Source organism: Hyphomonas sp. ske169, assembly GCF_056850855.1.
On the sequence record NZ_CP096146.1, the window covers coordinates 3031599 to 3045975 of the forward strand.

Annotated in this window: 13 protein-coding genes; 9 read left to right on the top strand and 4 right to left on the bottom strand. The window is 56.8% G+C overall.

The genetic code is table 11. From position 1 onward, the window contains the following. Nucleotides 1–4: 4 nt before the first annotated feature. Nucleotides 5–1210 carry a methionine gamma-lyase gene (locus MY069_RS14835; protein ID WP_482794563.1) on the bottom strand — a complete coding sequence of 402 codons (1206 nt, stop codon included), beginning with the start codon at nt 1208–1210 and terminating at the stop codon, nt 5–7. 105 nt (nt 1211–1315) lie between these two features. Between MY069_RS14835 and MY069_RS14840 the strand changes: the two genes are divergently transcribed. Further along, nucleotides 1316–1777: an Lrp/AsnC family transcriptional regulator gene (locus MY069_RS14840; protein WP_482794564.1), complete on the top strand. Its 462-nt coding sequence runs from the start codon at nt 1316–1318 to the stop codon at nt 1775–1777. Here the strand turns inward: MY069_RS14840 and MY069_RS14845 are convergent. Both MY069_RS14845 and MY069_RS14850 read right to left on the bottom strand, forming a co-directional pair. Then, nucleotides 1774–2673, bottom strand: a complete 900-nt coding sequence (locus MY069_RS14845) for a sterol desaturase family protein (protein ID WP_482794565.1) — start codon at nt 2671–2673, stop codon at nt 1774–1776. The genes MY069_RS14840 and MY069_RS14845 overlap by 4 nt on opposite strands. A gap of 3 nt (nt 2674–2676) precedes the next feature. Then, nucleotides 2677–4308: a GMC family oxidoreductase gene (locus MY069_RS14850; RefSeq protein WP_482794566.1), complete on the bottom strand. Its 1632-nt coding sequence runs from the start codon at nt 4306–4308 to the stop codon at nt 2677–2679. A 149-nt stretch (nt 4309–4457) separates the two neighbouring features. Between MY069_RS14850 and MY069_RS14855 the strand changes: the two genes are divergently transcribed. Next, entirely contained in the window at nt 4458–5363 is a 906-nt protein-coding gene (locus tag MY069_RS14855; RefSeq protein WP_482794567.1) for a crotonase/enoyl-CoA hydratase family protein, read from the top strand. A 4-nt stretch (nt 5364–5367) separates the two neighbouring features. On the opposite strand, the gene MY069_RS14860 is transcribed toward MY069_RS14855, so the two are convergent. After that, the gene (locus MY069_RS14860; RefSeq protein ID WP_482794568.1) at nt 5368–7245 is read right to left on the bottom strand and encodes a coiled-coil domain-containing protein; all 1878 of its coding nucleotides are present in this window, start codon (nt 7243–7245) and stop codon (nt 5368–5370) included. A gap of 171 nt (nt 7246–7416) precedes the next feature. On the opposite strand from MY069_RS14860, the gene MY069_RS14865 reads away from it, so the two are divergent. The 7 genes from MY069_RS14865 (at nt 7417) to ccmI (ending at nt 14288) form a co-directional block, all read left to right on the top strand. After that, the gene (locus MY069_RS14865) at nt 7417–7986 is read left to right on the top strand and encodes a helix-turn-helix transcriptional regulator (protein ID WP_482794569.1); all 570 of its coding nucleotides are present in this window, start codon (nt 7417–7419) and stop codon (nt 7984–7986) included. 105 nt (nt 7987–8091) lie between these two features. Beyond that, the gene (locus MY069_RS14870) at nt 8092–8613 is read left to right on the top strand and encodes a DUF4199 domain-containing protein (RefSeq protein WP_482794570.1); all 522 of its coding nucleotides are present in this window, start codon (nt 8092–8094) and stop codon (nt 8611–8613) included. Between the two features lie 208 nt (nt 8614–8821). Then, on the top strand, nt 8822–10285 hold the full coding sequence (locus tag MY069_RS14875; RefSeq protein ID WP_482794571.1) for an amidohydrolase family protein: 1464 nt from the start codon (nt 8822–8824) through the stop codon (nt 10283–10285). 107 nt (nt 10286–10392) lie between these two features. Then, on the top strand, nt 10393–12375 hold the full coding sequence (locus MY069_RS14880; RefSeq protein WP_482794572.1) for a heme lyase CcmF/NrfE family subunit: 1983 nt from the start codon (nt 10393–10395) through the stop codon (nt 12373–12375). Between the two features lie 4 nt (nt 12376–12379). Beyond that, nucleotides 12380–12919 carry a DsbE family thiol:disulfide interchange protein gene (locus MY069_RS14885; protein ID WP_482794573.1) on the top strand — a complete coding sequence of 180 codons (540 nt, stop codon included), beginning with the start codon at nt 12380–12382 and terminating at the stop codon, nt 12917–12919. Beyond that, nucleotides 12916–13380 (top strand): cytochrome c-type biogenesis protein, encoded by a 465-nt coding sequence (locus tag MY069_RS14890; RefSeq protein ID WP_482794574.1) that lies wholly within the window; start codon nt 12916–12918, stop codon nt 13378–13380. Before MY069_RS14885 ends, MY069_RS14890 begins: the two co-directional genes overlap by 4 nt. After that, a complete protein-coding gene (gene ccmI, locus MY069_RS14895) occupies nt 13380–14288 on the top strand; it encodes a c-type cytochrome biogenesis protein CcmI (protein WP_482794575.1) in 909 nt (302 codons plus the stop codon). Before MY069_RS14890 ends, ccmI begins: the two co-directional genes overlap by 1 nt. The last annotated feature ends 89 nt before the right edge of the window (nt 14289–14377 follow it).

Here is a 14377-nt window from a genome sequence, read left to right on the forward strand (position 1 = left end):
CCGCTTAAGCCGCGGCGCTTTCATTCGTGCCGAGGGCTTGGTGTAAATCGTCTAAGATATCATCGACATTCTCGAGCCCGACCGAAATCCGAACTAGGCCTTCGCTAATCCCATGCGCCTCGCGCTCTTCGCGCGTATAAGTCGAGTGGGTCATGCTGGCCGGATGTTGGATCAGCGTTTCCGCATCGCCAAGGCTGACCGCGCGTCGGATCATCCGCAACCGGTTCATCATCGCGATGCCTGCCGCATATCCACCTTTCAGCTCAAACGCGATCATGCCGCCAAAGCCGGTCATTTGCTGCTTCGCCAAGGCGTGCTGCGGGAAGCTCTTCAGGCTTGGATAGTGGACGGTCTCGATACCAGCATGAGCCTCAAGCGCTTCCGCCACGCGCTGGGCGCTCGCGGCATGGCGTTCGACGCGCAGTTCTAGCGTCTTGAGACCGCGCAGGATCAACATCGCATTGAACGGCGCTAAGACGGCGCCCGTCATGTCTTTGACCCCGATCATCCGAACCTCCGCCATATCTTCAGCGGATCCGACGGCTATGCCTGCAACCAAATCGCCATGCCCGCCGAGATATTTGGTGGCGGAATGCACAACAATATCTGCGCCATGCGCCAAAGGCCGGGTCTGTACCGGCGTCGCATATGTATTATCGACGACGGTCTTCGCGCCGCGGCGCCGGGCAATGGCGCTGATCGCTGCAATATCGACCAAGCGCATATTCGGATTGGCCGGGGTTTCGAAATAGACGACTTTCGTCTTGTCCGTCATGGCCGTTTCGAGCGCGATGGGATTGGTCAAATCGACATGGCGCACAGTGATGCCAAACCGGCTGAGACCGTGTTGGAAGAAAGAAAAGGTGCAGCCATAAAGCGTCTTGTCAGTGATCAGCTCATCGCCGGCGCGCAGGATGCTCCACAAAACAGACGTGATCGCGCCCATGCCGGAGGCCATGGCGACAGCGGCTTCACCGCCTTCGAGCGAGGCCATGCGGCGCTCTAGCAAGTCGGTCGTGGGGTTGGAAATGCGCGTGTAAATATGTCCCTCGGCTTCCCCGGCAAAGCGCGCGCCGCCTTGTTCCGCGGTCTCGAACGCAAAAGTCGAAGTGAGGTGTAGCGGCGGGGTCAGCGCGCCTTCGGCGTCGAGCGGATCATATCCATGGTGGATGGCCCGGGTTGAGAACCCTTTATCTGCATCATCGATCATTGCACGCCTCCGTTTGCGCTAGAATACTCTAATTTTTGCCGCAGGGGTTTCCAAATAAGGCTGTATAATCCATAATAATTGGCAGAAATTGCCAAGAAAGCGCCTATGGATAGCAAAGATCGTCAAATCGTGCAGGCCTTGCAAGCGGAAGGTCGCCTGACCAATCAAGATCTCTCAGAGCAAGTGAACTTGTCGCCGAGCCCGTGCTTGCGCCGGGTGCGCCTATTGGAAGAGCAAGGCGTGATCAAAGGCTATACCGCGCTGGTTGATCAGAAAGCCTGGGGCCTGCCAGTCACAGTCTTCATTCGGATTAAGCTTGAACGCCATGGTGACGACGCGGTGTCGGCCTTTGAGCGGGCGATCCAAGACATGCCGCAAGTGATGGATTGTTGGCTGATGACGGGGCGGTCGGATTATCTACTCCGCGTCATCGCTGCCGATCTCGATGATTATGAAAGTTTCGTACGCCGCGAGTTGCAGCGTGTGCCGGGTATTGCCAGCATTGATACCAGCTTTGCTTATGGCAGCGTCAAACATGCTCAAGTCCTGCCAGTCCGGCCGGGCTAAGATGTTTCTCGCTCCGCTGTCCAACGCGCCCGGATTTCTTCAGTGCGATTGTGGGCGCCATCTGGGCTCCAGCCTGGAGCATTGGCCGCGCGCTTGAACCAGGTGAGGGGCCTAAAGCCATCTGCGGCGCAGTCACGAAGCAGGGCGACGAATTCGTGAAACGCGACGACAATCGGATTGTACGAATTAAGCGGCTTTACGATGCCATAGTCTGGCCGGTCTTCGTCCAACTCGGCGATGAATGAGCCGAACATTTTGTCCCAAATGATGAACACGCCTGCATAGTTCGCATCGAGATAGCGCGGATTGGTGGCGTGATGAACGCGGTGATGGCTCGGCGTGTTGAACACCGCCTCAAACCAGCGCGGACACTTGTCGATTGCTTCGGTGTGGATCCAGAATTGATAGACCAAATTGATTCCGCCGGCGACGCCAATGATGGCGGGGTGGAAGCCGAGGACGACCAGCGACCAACCGATCACAATCAAGCCTGTGAACGGTCCAAACCAAGGCTGCCTGAGGGCGGTGGTGAGGTTGTAATGTTTGCTCGAATGGTGGGTGACGTGTTCCATCCAAAACCAGCGCACGCGATGCGCGAAACGGTGTTTCCAATAATAGACGAAGTCGTAGAGTACGAAGACGATGAGGAAGCTCCACCAAGTGGTCGGAACTGTCATCACCCGATAGGGCCAAACCAGCATCATGATCCAAAGCGCGGCGACACCCGTCAGTGTGCCGACAATCGCATTGCCAAACCCCATCACCATACTCGTAACGGCATCTGCGGTTTCGTATCGTCCTTTGGCGCGGCCGGTCTTCACAGACCACCATTCAATCGCGACGGACAGAACAAAGAACGGCGCGAATAGCGCTTCGATCGGGATATCACCAGGCATGGATTAAGCGGTCACACTCTCTTTCGCAGTTGAGCGCATCATATCGCTCGCTTTTTCGGCAATCGCAATGGTCGGGGCATTTGTGTTACCGCTGACCAGACGCGGCATGACCGAGGCATCAACCACGCGGAGGCCCTCGACGCCGCGCACGCGCAGCTGATCATCAACCACGGCCATCGTGTCGCCGTCGGGGCCCATCTTACAGGTGCCGACAGGGTGATAGATTGTGCCGCCGGTTTCGCGGGCGAATTCCAGTAACTCGTCATCCGTCTGCAGCGCTTCACCTGGCTCAAGCTCATGTTCGATATATTGGGCGAGGGCAGGCTGGGCCGCGAGCTCTCGTGCCCATCTGAGGCCAGCGACGGCTGTTTGTTGGTCGATCGGATCATGCAGATAGTTCGGCCGGATCGCTGGGTGGGCGTCATGCTGCGCCGATTTGATGTGCACTGAGCCCTTGCTTTCAGGCCGCAACTGGCAGGGCGCGATTGTGATTCCGGGCTGTTTTTCCAGCTCCATATCGCCGGTCTCGGTCATTTTTTGCAGGTCCATCGTCGCTGGCAAAATGTGATACTGCACATCAGGCGTCGCCAGCTCAGGACGTGTTTTGATGAACGCGGCTACATGCGCGGCTGAAAGCGTCAGCAAGCCTTTGCGTTGGATCAAATATTTGAAAACTTCCCCAATCATGGCGAGGCCACGCGACTGTTGGTTCACTGATGGGCTGCCGGGTTTCATCCGATACCGATTGCCGATTACGAAGTGATCTTGCAGGTTTTCGCCAACCCCTGGCAGAGCCGAGACCACATCGATGCCTTGCGCGCCTAAGAGGTCAGGATGACCAATGCCGGACAGCTCAAGCAGTTGCGGACTGTTAATCGCGCCGCCTGCGAGGATCACCTCAGCGCGGGCATTTGCGGTGATGGTGTGACCATTTTGAGTGTATTCCACCCCGATGGCGCGTTTGCCGTCGAACAGCACTTTTGCCGCGAGAGCTTTGGTTTCGATCTGCAGATTTTGCCGCTTCTTCGCTGGATTGAGATACGCCACAGCCGCGCTGCAGCGCCGACCATTTTTCACGGTCAGTTGATAATAAGCCACGCCTTCCTGGTCCTCGCCATTCACATCGCGGTGCGGGAGGCCCATGGCTTTGCCTGCTTCGATCACGGCGTCGGAGACCGGATGCTTTTCCGTCACATCCGAGACATTGAGCGGTCCGCCTTTGGCGTGCCCGTCCATGCCGTCACGCTCCTGGTTTTGGCTGCGCAGGAAATAGGGGTGCAAGTCATCATAAGACCAGCCGCGCAAACCGAGCTGAGCCCAGCCATCATAATCTTGGCGCTGACCGCGAATGTAGAGCAGGCCATTGATCGACGATGATCCGCCCAGAACTTTGCCGCGCGGCCATGTATGGACGCGGTCATGGGTGCCGGGATCAGGCTCTGTCTCGTACAGCCAATTGACCTTGGGGTCTTTTAGCGTGGTCGCATAGCCGACCGGAATGTGGATCATGGGTGAGGTATCTTTGCCGCCTGCCTCCAAGAGCAAGACGGTGGATTTGCCATCTTCGGTGAGGCGATTGGCTAGCACGCATCCGGCGCTACCGGCCCCGACAATGATATAGTCAAATTCTGCCATTCTACGCTCCCATGCGATCGACCTTGGGTCTTTGGTTTTCTGAAAGATGACACAGGCGTCACGGTTTCAAAAGGGGCAACGCTGCGTCACGGTTGACGATTGCTGTGAGAAACCGCTTCCTAGCTTCAGACATTAGATAGGAGAGCGCCATGACCAGCCTCGGCGATTACGAAACCATCAAACTAGAGCAGGAAGGCAATATCGCGATCCTGACGCTTCACCGCCCAGACAAAATGAACGCCTTTACCGGCAAGATGATGTACGAAATGATCGATGCGTTTGATAAAACAGACGCGAATGATGACGTGCGCGCAGTAATTGTTACGGGTTCAGGAGACCGGGCCTTCTGCGCCGGCGCGGACCTCTCTGAAGGCGCGAAAACCTTTGATTACGAAGCCCGCGCGGACACGGGCGAGGTTGGTCGGACGAATAAAATCGACATTCAGCGCGATGGCGGTGGCCGCGTGACCTTGCGGATCTTCGATAGTCTGAAGCCGGTGATTGGCGCGATCAACGGGGCAGCGGTGGGCATTGGTGTGACAATGCAATTGCCGATGGATATTCGAATTGCCTCGGATAATGCGCGATTTGGCTTTGTGTTTAACCGCCGCGGAATCAACCCTGAAGCCGCCTCGAGCTGGTTCCTGCCACGCCTGGTCGGGATTCAGCAGGCGCTGGAATGGTGTTATTCGGGGCGGGTCTTCCCAGCCGAGGAAGCCTTGAAAGGCGGGCTGGTTCACTCAGTGCATCCGCAAGCCGATCTGATGACGGTCGCGCGCGCCATGGCGAATGAGATTGCCGAGAATACAGCTGCTGTCTCAACCGCTTTAACCCGTCAGATGATGTGGCGCATGCTCGGCGCCAGCCATCCGATGGAAGCCCACATTGTCGACAGCGCAGCGATCTATTCACGCGGCCAAACAGAAGATGCGCGCGAAGGCGTGATGAGCTTCCTCGAGAAGCGCAAGCCGGTCTATCCGGTCAAAGTGTCGGAAGGCATGCCAAGCTTCTTCCCTTGGTGGGAAGAGCCTGAATTTGATTGGATTGGCGAATAGAGGCCTAGGTCACAGCCGCGTCGAGCAAGAGATAGGTCGCCAACCGGGCGCTCGCATTCTTGTTTGACGCGTGCGTGTTCTCGAGTGCGTTTAGCGCATCAGATTCCTCGAGGGCCAAGAAATCGCGCGCGAGGGTCATCATTTCAAGATTGCCGCGCAGGCGTTGACGCACGCGCTCCACTTGGCGCCCGACTTGTTGACTGGTCGCTGAGCGGCGCTGGTTCTCACCTTTGCGAGCGGCGACCGCGATTTTCTTCTTGTCCTTGGGACGGAAAATATCGGTCAATTTGATGCCAGACTCTTGTAGCTGACCGAGCAGGGCTTCAGCTGTTTCTTCGCGCGATAGGATAGAGCGTTCATCGCGCTCCATGTCAGCGATGATGTCGCTGAGGGAGTCGCCGGTTCTTGGCGGACGGGCGGACGCAACTGGCTTTTCAAGGCGGACGGGTGTGTCGTCTTCTGCAAAGACATCATGGGCACCGCCGTTCGTGCCATTTGTGTTTTGTGTTTCGCTGATCGGGTCGATCTCGTCTTCAGCCGCCATGGCTTTTGCCATCCGATTGGCGCTTGCCTCGAACAGATCTTCCTCAACGGCCCGCGACGGCGATTGAATCACCTGGGTGACTTTTGGCGCGGCGTCTTGAGGCGTCTCTGGTGCTGGTTCAGCAATTGGGTCAGCTGCAGATTCAGGTTCAAGCATTGCATCTGCTGGAGCGCCCGCTGGCTGCAGTTCTTGTGCGACACGCGTTTCAAGCGATTTGGTTTTCTTGAGCAGCGCTTGGCTCGTACTGCTTGCGCGGCGTTCAGAGATATCCATTTCTGCCCGAGCGGCCATGCCCGCGGCGCGAACAGCAGCTGCAGCCTGTTGCCCGGCTTCTTTCAATTCTGCCAAGGCGCGGGCCGCGGATTCTGACGCTTCGAAAGTTTGATTTTGGATTTGGCTGCTGGCCTCTTTCGCACCGTCGAGCGCGATTTTGACCGATTCCATCAGGCGGTCGCCTGTCGTGCCAGCGGCAGCGGCGGCAAGTTCACCGGCGCGCGCAGCAGTTTCAACCGTCTTACGAGATTGCTCGAGTTTCTCTTCCATTCGCGCGATCGCAAAGAGAAGCGTTTCATTTCGCTCGCTCGCTTCGGCAGCCAGAGTGTCCATCGCAGAGATCTTTTGCGCCAGACCGCGCCCGGTTTGGTCGAGGCTTGCCAGGCGTCCTTGCAGGGCTTCTTCAGCGGCGCCAACTTCGGTCGCAGCCGCTTTAGCGGAATCGACCATCAACCGCGCTTGCTCTGGAATGGCTTCGTTCAAAAGATCGGTCTGTTCGCGCAAGTCTTTGGCCAGCTGCTCCAAACCATTTCGCTCACTGCCGAGGCGGGTCGCCAGCTCGCGTGCATTGTCCGCGCTCGCGTAGGTCACAGATTCAAGGCGTTGGCGTTCATCGCCAATTTCTGCCGACATGGCTTTCATCGCCGACAAAGCGTGCCCCATGGAGCGATCGACTTCGGCGCTGGCCGTCGACATCTCGCTGGCAAAACTTTTGGCTTCATCTGCCATCGTCTCGGCAGGGAGCAGTAGCCGAGCTGCCGCTTCCAGCACCAAGGCATTCGCCGCCGTCGCGCGCGCTTGTTCCCGTGCCATCATTCCGGCGAGGACCAGCATTAAGCCAGGCAAGATGATTGCGATCAATCCGGCGACAGCCAGGGTTGGATCCATCGCGCCAATCGTCTCTGGTCCCAGCATCGAAACGGTTCCGACCAGAGCTGCAACCCACCACAGAAAGGCGAGGCCAAGCCCGCCCCAAGCGAGCCAACCGGAGGCTTTCTGCGCGGATTGCAAGCGCTCAATCGCGTCTGAAGGTTTTAGTCTGTCGGGGGAAATTTCGTCACTCATGGTCATCACTATAAGCTGGACTGGGGCAAAAATGCGAGACTCTGCCGCATTTGGAGCAGGTCATCCTTGCAATCACTACACCATTTTCACGTATTGCGAAACAGTGTGCGGATTAATATCCAGAAATGATTGAACTTTTCGGAGCATCTGGTTGACGGATAGACGCGGTGATTGGCGCTGAGAATTTACAAAGTTCTAGGTCGGGACGCTCCAGAGGTGGATTTTTACGAGAACAGCGCATCCGCGATTCGCGCCATTGGCGAATTTAGGCCTGGAGCGCCATATTCTGCTCTGGTCTATCGCGTCGCATTTGGGCATGATTTCGCGATGACACGGTGGATCCTTGTTTATGCGACTTTGCTCGCCATTCTGGTGTTTGCGCTGGAATGGTTGGAGTTCCAGTATATGGCACGTGTCTTCACCACGGAGATTTATATCATCCTGATCGGATTGGGGTTCGCAGCGCTCGGCATTTGGATCGGTCGGGTGCTGACACCAAAAACCGAACCCCAAGAATTTTTGCTCAATCAGGCCGCTTTGCAGTCCCTAGGCATCACCAATCGCGAATACGCCGTGCTCGAGCAATTGGCGGGCGGACACTCAAACAGAGAAATTGCCGAATTGCTGCATGTCTCACCGAATACGGTAAAAACCCACGTCGCGAGATTGTATGAAAAGCTCGACGTGAGCCAGCGCTTGCAAGCGGTTCAAAAAGCCAAGGATTTGCAACTCATCCCATAGGGTGATTTCCTGGTCATTCACGAAAATCACCCGAACGGGTGATAGCGTTAGGGGAGCGGTTTGGTCATGCCTTGCGCCATGATCTGAACCAAAGGGAGAGCAATCATGTTTCGTATCATGTTCGTATATGGCGCCATCGCGGGCGTCGTAATTATTGCCATCATGGCGACTGGAATGGCCATGAATGGAGGCGCTGGGTCACAGGTTCAGGGCTATCTGACCATGGTGATCGTGCTGTCGCTGATCTTTGTCGGCATTAAACGCTACCGCGATAAAGATCTGGGCGGGGTGATAAAGTTCCTGCCGGCCTTTGGCTTAGGGGTCGGTATCGCTGCTGTTGCCGCAGTGTTCTACGTTCTGACCTGGGAAGCAAGCCTCCACCTGACGGATTTTGCTTGGGTCGAGACCTATAAGCAGACGGCGATTGCGGGCTATGAAGCAAAGGGCCTGACGGGCGATGAGCTTGCCGCAAAAACCGAAGCGCTCGAGCAGATGATGGCGGGGTATGCCAACCCGCTGATCCGGATACCAATGACTTTTGTCGAGATTTTCCCGGTTGGTCTACTGGTCGCTCTGATCAGTTCAGCACTGTTGCGAAATCCAAAAGTCTTTCCGGCGCGCGCCTAAGCCGAGATCACAATTTCATCAAATCGCAGGCCCTCCGGCTTTGGGGGGCTTGCTTTGTTGGGATTGCAATGGTTTTGCAGGCCAACCAAACTGGTTACGCACAAAAAACGAAATGCCGGTCGATTGACTCAGGCGGGAATCGAACCATGTTCAGGCCGTTTGCGCGCTCGGCGGCGATGGCGAACACGGCTCAAGGAGAGGACTAACCATGGCTGCGCTGGATACCCATTCGAAAATCGATCTTATCGGCTTCAACTTGAAAATGCTGGCGCGAGGGCAAAAACGCTCTTTGCTGATCAGTGCAGGCGCGACCGAAGACAAAGAATTCCTGCTCGAAGCCTGCCGTAAAATGTCTGACATCGGCGTGGGTCTCTACGCGACCCCCGGAACGCACCGTTTCCTTGCAGAGAATGACGTGGAATCGATTGCCGCTCGTAAAATCTCCAGCGATGAAGAGCCAAATATCAAAACGCTGATCCAAGAGGGTAAAGTTGATTTCGTCGTCAACATTTTGACCGGCGACTCCACCTATGATGAAGCCTCTGATGCCGCCAGCATCCGGTCACTCTCCGTCAAGCATGGCATTCCGCTCTACACCGACCGTCAAGTCGCGCGCGACACGATTGAGCTGGTCCTCTCAGATCTCGAAGAAGGCACGTATTCTTACAAGATTGGCAGCGAAGACCGGCCATGGGATTTGCGCACCCGTTTCCTCGAGCTGGTCCGCGAGCGCGGCGGTTGGTCAAACCATCACGGCCATTTTGACAAAGCCTATCTGATTTCGCCGGAAAACCTGGCGCTTGGCTTTGCCGATATGGAGAAGAAGTGGGAACTCTATCGCCACTTGAAAGAGAATTATACGCACGAGGATCTGGTTGAGAGGATCTCGCGCGCGCTGCAAACCGTCGTCGATCAAGGCTCGCAATATTGCCGGACCATGGTCGATGCCGACAGCATTATTGGCCTCAAGCCGATCCACGCTGCGGTCGAAGTGAAAGAGCGTTTCAAAGACAAAATCCGCTTTGAAATTGGGGTTCAGCCGCTGGAAGGCGTGCTCGATGAAGCCTCACGGGAACAATATATCGAAGCCTGTAAGCTGGCGGATTTCTGCGGCGGTCTGCCGTCTCGCGATCGCCCACAAGAAGGCAAACATCTCGACATCGTGATGGAAACGGCGAAAGAGCTCAACAAAATGGTTGAGGTCCATGTTGACCAAGAGAACAATCCGTTCCAGCACGAGACTGAATTGCTCTGTCTGAAGACCATCGAGCACGGTATGCAAGGCCGAGTCTATGGCATCCACTCGATCTCAGTATCGGCCAAGGATGAGAGCGAGCAGGACCGGATCGTGGCGCTCTGTAAAGAAGCCGACGTTGGCATCGTCATCTGCCCATCTGCGGCGCTGTCGATGAAACAGCTGCCGATGCAGGGCCCGCTGCACAATTCGATCGGCCCGTTCGTCAAGCTCAAGAATGCGGGCGTGCGCACCTATCTCGGTATCGACAATATCGCGGATCTGTTCATGCCGATCGTGGATGGGGATATGTGGACCGAAGTGCGGATGCTGATGGAAGCCTGCCGTCACTATGACCTTGAGCAAATCGCTGATTGGGCCTGCGAGCCGCCGCTCCACGTTATGAATGAGCTGGCGACGAAAGTTGCAGCTGAATAAGCGAAAGCCCTGCGGCCAGACGAAGCATTGGTTTGCGCCGCAGCCTCTGACATATAGAGTTCTAAGAGGCGGACCAGCGTGGCCCGCCTTTTTATTCAAGAGGCCTCATGCTCGCAGAGATTGGACAGATTGCCTTGGTCCTCGCGCTGCTGATTAGTGCGCTGCAGGGATGGTTGGGGCTTCAAGGTGCGCATCAAAATGATCGCCGCGCGATGGCGTTTGCGGATCGTGCCGCGATCGCTCAGGCTCTGTTTTGCTTCCTTGCATTCGCCCTGTTGGCACACGCGTTTATGACCTCGGATTTCAGCGTCAAATTGGTGGCGACAAACTCGCATACCACCAAGCCGATGATCTATAAGTTCAGCGGCACTTGGGGGAACCATGAAGGGTCCATGCTGCTTTGGGTGATGGTGATGGCGCTGTTTGGCGCGGCCATGGTTTGGTTCGGAAAGACTCTGCCATCCGGTTTGCGCGCGCGGGCAATCGCGATCCAAGGTCTGACCACGACCGGCTTTCTAGCTTTCCTAATTTTTACGTCCAATCCGTTTGAGCGCCTATCGCCCATTCCGGAAAACGGGATCGGATTGAACCCGCTTTTGCAAGACCCCGGCTTGGCCTTGCATCCGCCGTTTCTGTATCTCGGCTATGTCGGCTTCTCGGTGGCGTTCTCATTCGCGGTCGCGGCTCTGATTGAAGGCCGGGTCGATGCGATGTGGGCGCGCTGGGTGCGACCTTGGGTTTTGATGGCTTGGAGCTTCCTGACCATTGGCATCGTCCTTGGCAGTGTCTGGGCCTATTATGAGCTCGGATGGGGCGGTTGGTGGTTCTGGGACCCCGTTGAGAATGTCAGCTTCATGCCCTGGCTCGCCGGGACAGCGCTCCTCCATTCTACGCTGGTCGCACAGGCCCGCGGGAGTTTCATTCGCTGGACGCTTTTGCTCGCCATCACGACCTTCTCGCTTAGCTTGGTCGGAACCTTCATTGTCCGCTCGGGCGTGTTGACCAGCGTGCATGCCTTTGCGGTCGATCCGGATCGAGGCGTGTTCATTCTCGGACTTCTCATCTTGTCGACGGGCGGGGCTCTCGCGCTCTACGCCTTGCGCTCGAACCGAATTGCGCATGGCGCGAGTTTTGAGTTTGAGAGCCGTGAAGCCGGATTGGTGCTGAACAATATCCTCCTGGTTGTGGCTACAGCGACGGTCTTCCTCGGAACTTTCTATCCGCTCGTGATTGATGCGATGACCGGCGATAAAATCACCGTCGGTCCACCTTATTTCGAGCGAACCTTCGGGCCGATTATGGCGGTGCTGATCCTGTTCATGGCCGTTGCCCCTTTGATGAAATGGCGGACGGATAGCTGGCAGCGCATCCGCAAAACCCTGCTCATCATGGCCGTCGCGGCTGTGCCTGTGACCCTAGCTGTGATCCTCTTTGGAAAGACCGTGTTCGGCGCCATCGGGATCGGGCTGGCGGTCTGGCTGCTATTCGGAACTGTCGCGAATTTTGCGCGTAAGCTTCGCGTCGGAGAGACGAAAAGCACGCTCGGCAATCTGCTCAAACGGTTCGCGCTGCTGCCGGGGGCGACGCACGGTTTTGCGCTCGCGCATCTCGGCCTGGCGGTTTGCACGGTCGGCGTTGTCGCCATGGGCGTCTGGTCGGAAGAGGAAGTCGACCGTTTGAAAATCGGCGAAAGCATTTCGGTTTCCGGATACGAGTTCCGTTTAGAATCTGTCGACCGCGCCCAAGGTCCGAATTTCATCGCTGAAACGGGGCGCGTGATGATCGAACGGAATGGCCAATATGTCGCCACCCTCGATCCCGAGCAGCGAATGTATCCTGTCGAGCGGAACAATACGACCGAAGGCGCGATGGAAATTGGCGTCTTGCGGATCCTTTATGCCGCCAAAGGGGACGGCAACCCGGAAGCCGGTTGGGTGGTAAGCGTGTATTATCATCCGCTGGTGATTTGGATTTGGATCGGCGCTTTGATGATGGCATTTGGCGGGTTCCTATCTGTCGTGGATCGTCGCCATGCTTTCGCAACGCGGCGCGCCAAAGCGTCCGCCGCTCAACCGGTTGCAGCGGAGTAGAGGTATGAAACTCTCGCATCTGCTCCCCGTTGGCCTGTTTGGCGTCTTGGTGATCTTCCTCGCCATCGGATTGACTCGCGACCCGAGCGTCATTCCGACTGAAATGATCGATCGCGAGATGCCCGCATTTGAACTGCCTGAGCTTCGCGATGAAGCGGTCATGGTTAGCCAAACTGATCTGGTCGGCGGGATCACTCTGGTCAATGTGTTCGGCTCGTGGTGCGTGGCGTGTTTGCAAGAGCATCCAACCCTGATGCAGCTTTCGCGTGATCAAACGGTCCGCATCGTCGGCATCAATTGGCGCGACGACCGAGTAGACGCGCTGGCTTGGTTGGTCAAACATGGCGACCCTTATCAGGCAATTGTGTTTGATGCTGAAAGCGAGCTGGTGATCGAGATCGGCGTCACGGGCGCACCAGAAACCTTCGTGCTCGATCCGGCGGGCCGGATTCGATACAAACAAATCGGCCCGATCACGCCGGAGGTTTGGACCAAGACCATTCGGCCGGTGATCGACGCAATCGAAGCTGAGGCCGCGTCATGAGACATTTGATCCTGGCTGGAGTGCTTCTGTTTTGCCTGGGCATGGGGGCGATCGCGCAAGAGATCAGCGCCGAAGAGCAGGCAGAGATTGATGCACGGACCGAGGAAATTTCGAAAACCTTACGCTGCGTGGTTTGCCAAAATCAATCCATCTATGATTCCAATGCACCTTTGGCCGAGGATATGCGCAATCTGGTGCGCAAACGGGTGGAGGCTGGCGATAGCAATGATGAAGCGCGCGAATATTTGCGCGCGCGGTATGGCGATTATGTGTTGATGTCGCCGCCGCTGCAGATGAATACGATCTTGCTGTGGACCGGGCCGCTCTTTTTGGTCGCGATTGGGCTTGTCTGGTTTGCGGCGCGGCTGCGGTCAGGGCAGAATGCGCCCGAGCCAGCGGCCCTGAGTGAAGCCGACAAGGCCCGCATCGCCGAAGCCTTGAACCAGGACAAAACCGTATAATGGCTTGGGTGATCTTGATCGTCTTCCTGCTCGCAACGGGCGCCTATTTGATCTTCCCATTCTTGCGGCCTGTGGCCAGTGAAGCGCCCGGCGCTTTGGATGAGGCCAAGCGCCAGCGCGCGACCGTAGATCTGGATGAGGCAGAGGGGCGATTGAGCCCCGATGCGGCGCGTCAGGCGCGCGATGCTTTGGATCGCCGGATCTTAGATTTGCTGGATCACCCAGAGCAGGTCGCAAGCGAGCGGCGATTGAAATCGGTTGTCATTGCGATTGTTCCAGCGGTCTTGTTGCTGGGCGGTGTCGGGGTCTACTCGCAAGTCGGCAGCCCGCAATTCGAGGCGATCAGCTTTGCTGAATTTCAAGCCCAACAGGCGGCAGCGTTGCCAGATACACTGGAAGGCCTGGTCGTTGAGTTGAAAAGCCGGCTTGAGGCGGATCCCAATCCACCGGCGGATGGCTATGTGCTGCTGGCGAGATCCTATTTGCGGCTCGGCCAGGTGGAAGACGGACTGGCGGCCTACAATGTCGCGATAGAGCTTTCAGATGGTGCTGAGGCCATTGTGAGCGAGCGACAAAGGGTCCTGCAGATGCTGCAGGAGCGCGCGAACGCCCCGGCGATTGATCCCGAAGCCCGCGCGCGCATTGAAGCGATGACCGCTGACGAGCAGGCGGCGATGATTGAAGGCATGGTAGAGGGGCTCGCTGTGCGCCTTGAGCAAGATCCGAGCGATTTTGAGGGCTGGATGCGGCTCATCCGGGCCCGCACGGTGATGGGAAATATCGATCAGGCGCGTGAAGACCTAAAGTCCGCGTTGGTGGTTTTTCCACCTGAAACAGAGCAGGGTGCGCAGCTGCAAAACCTCGCGGATCAGATCTTGCCGCCTGATACTGAATCCTCTCAAAACTAATCACAGCTCATAGAAAGATACGACAATGGTTGACACCGCTGTCAAGAATTGGTTAGGGCTAAGATAAGGACGAGCTCGAACTCGCTCCA

Bases quoted from the DNA above. Each gene is read 5' to 3' on its own strand.
- MY069_RS14835 (WP_482794563.1), bottom strand. From the start codon at position 1,210: ATGATCGATGATGCAGATAAAGGGTTCTCAACCCGGGCCATCCACCAT.
- MY069_RS14840 (WP_482794564.1), top strand. From the start codon at position 1,316: ATGGATAGCAAAGATCGTCAAATCGTGCAGGCCTTGCAAGCGGAAGGT.
- MY069_RS14845 (WP_482794565.1), bottom strand. From the start codon at position 2,673: ATGCCTGGTGATATCCCGATCGAAGCGCTATTCGCGCCGTTCTTTGTT.
- MY069_RS14850 (WP_482794566.1), bottom strand. From the start codon at position 4,308: ATGGCAGAATTTGACTATATCATTGTCGGGGCCGGTAGCGCCGGATGC.
- MY069_RS14855 (WP_482794567.1), top strand. From the start codon at position 4,458: ATGACCAGCCTCGGCGATTACGAAACCATCAAACTAGAGCAGGAAGGC.
- MY069_RS14860 (WP_482794568.1), bottom strand. From the start codon at position 7,245: ATGAGTGACGAAATTTCCCCCGACAGACTAAAACCTTCAGACGCGATT.
- MY069_RS14870 (WP_482794570.1), top strand. From the start codon at position 8,092: ATGTTTCGTATCATGTTCGTATATGGCGCCATCGCGGGCGTCGTAATT.
- MY069_RS14875 (WP_482794571.1), top strand. From the start codon at position 8,822: ATGGCTGCGCTGGATACCCATTCGAAAATCGATCTTATCGGCTTCAAC.
- MY069_RS14880 (WP_482794572.1), top strand. From the start codon at position 10,393: ATGCTCGCAGAGATTGGACAGATTGCCTTGGTCCTCGCGCTGCTGATT.
- MY069_RS14885 (WP_482794573.1), top strand. From the start codon at position 12,380: ATGAAACTCTCGCATCTGCTCCCCGTTGGCCTGTTTGGCGTCTTGGTG.
- MY069_RS14890 (WP_482794574.1), top strand. From the start codon at position 12,916: ATGAGACATTTGATCCTGGCTGGAGTGCTTCTGTTTTGCCTGGGCATG.
- ccmI (WP_482794575.1), top strand. From the start codon at position 13,380: ATGGCTTGGGTGATCTTGATCGTCTTCCTGCTCGCAACGGGCGCCTAT.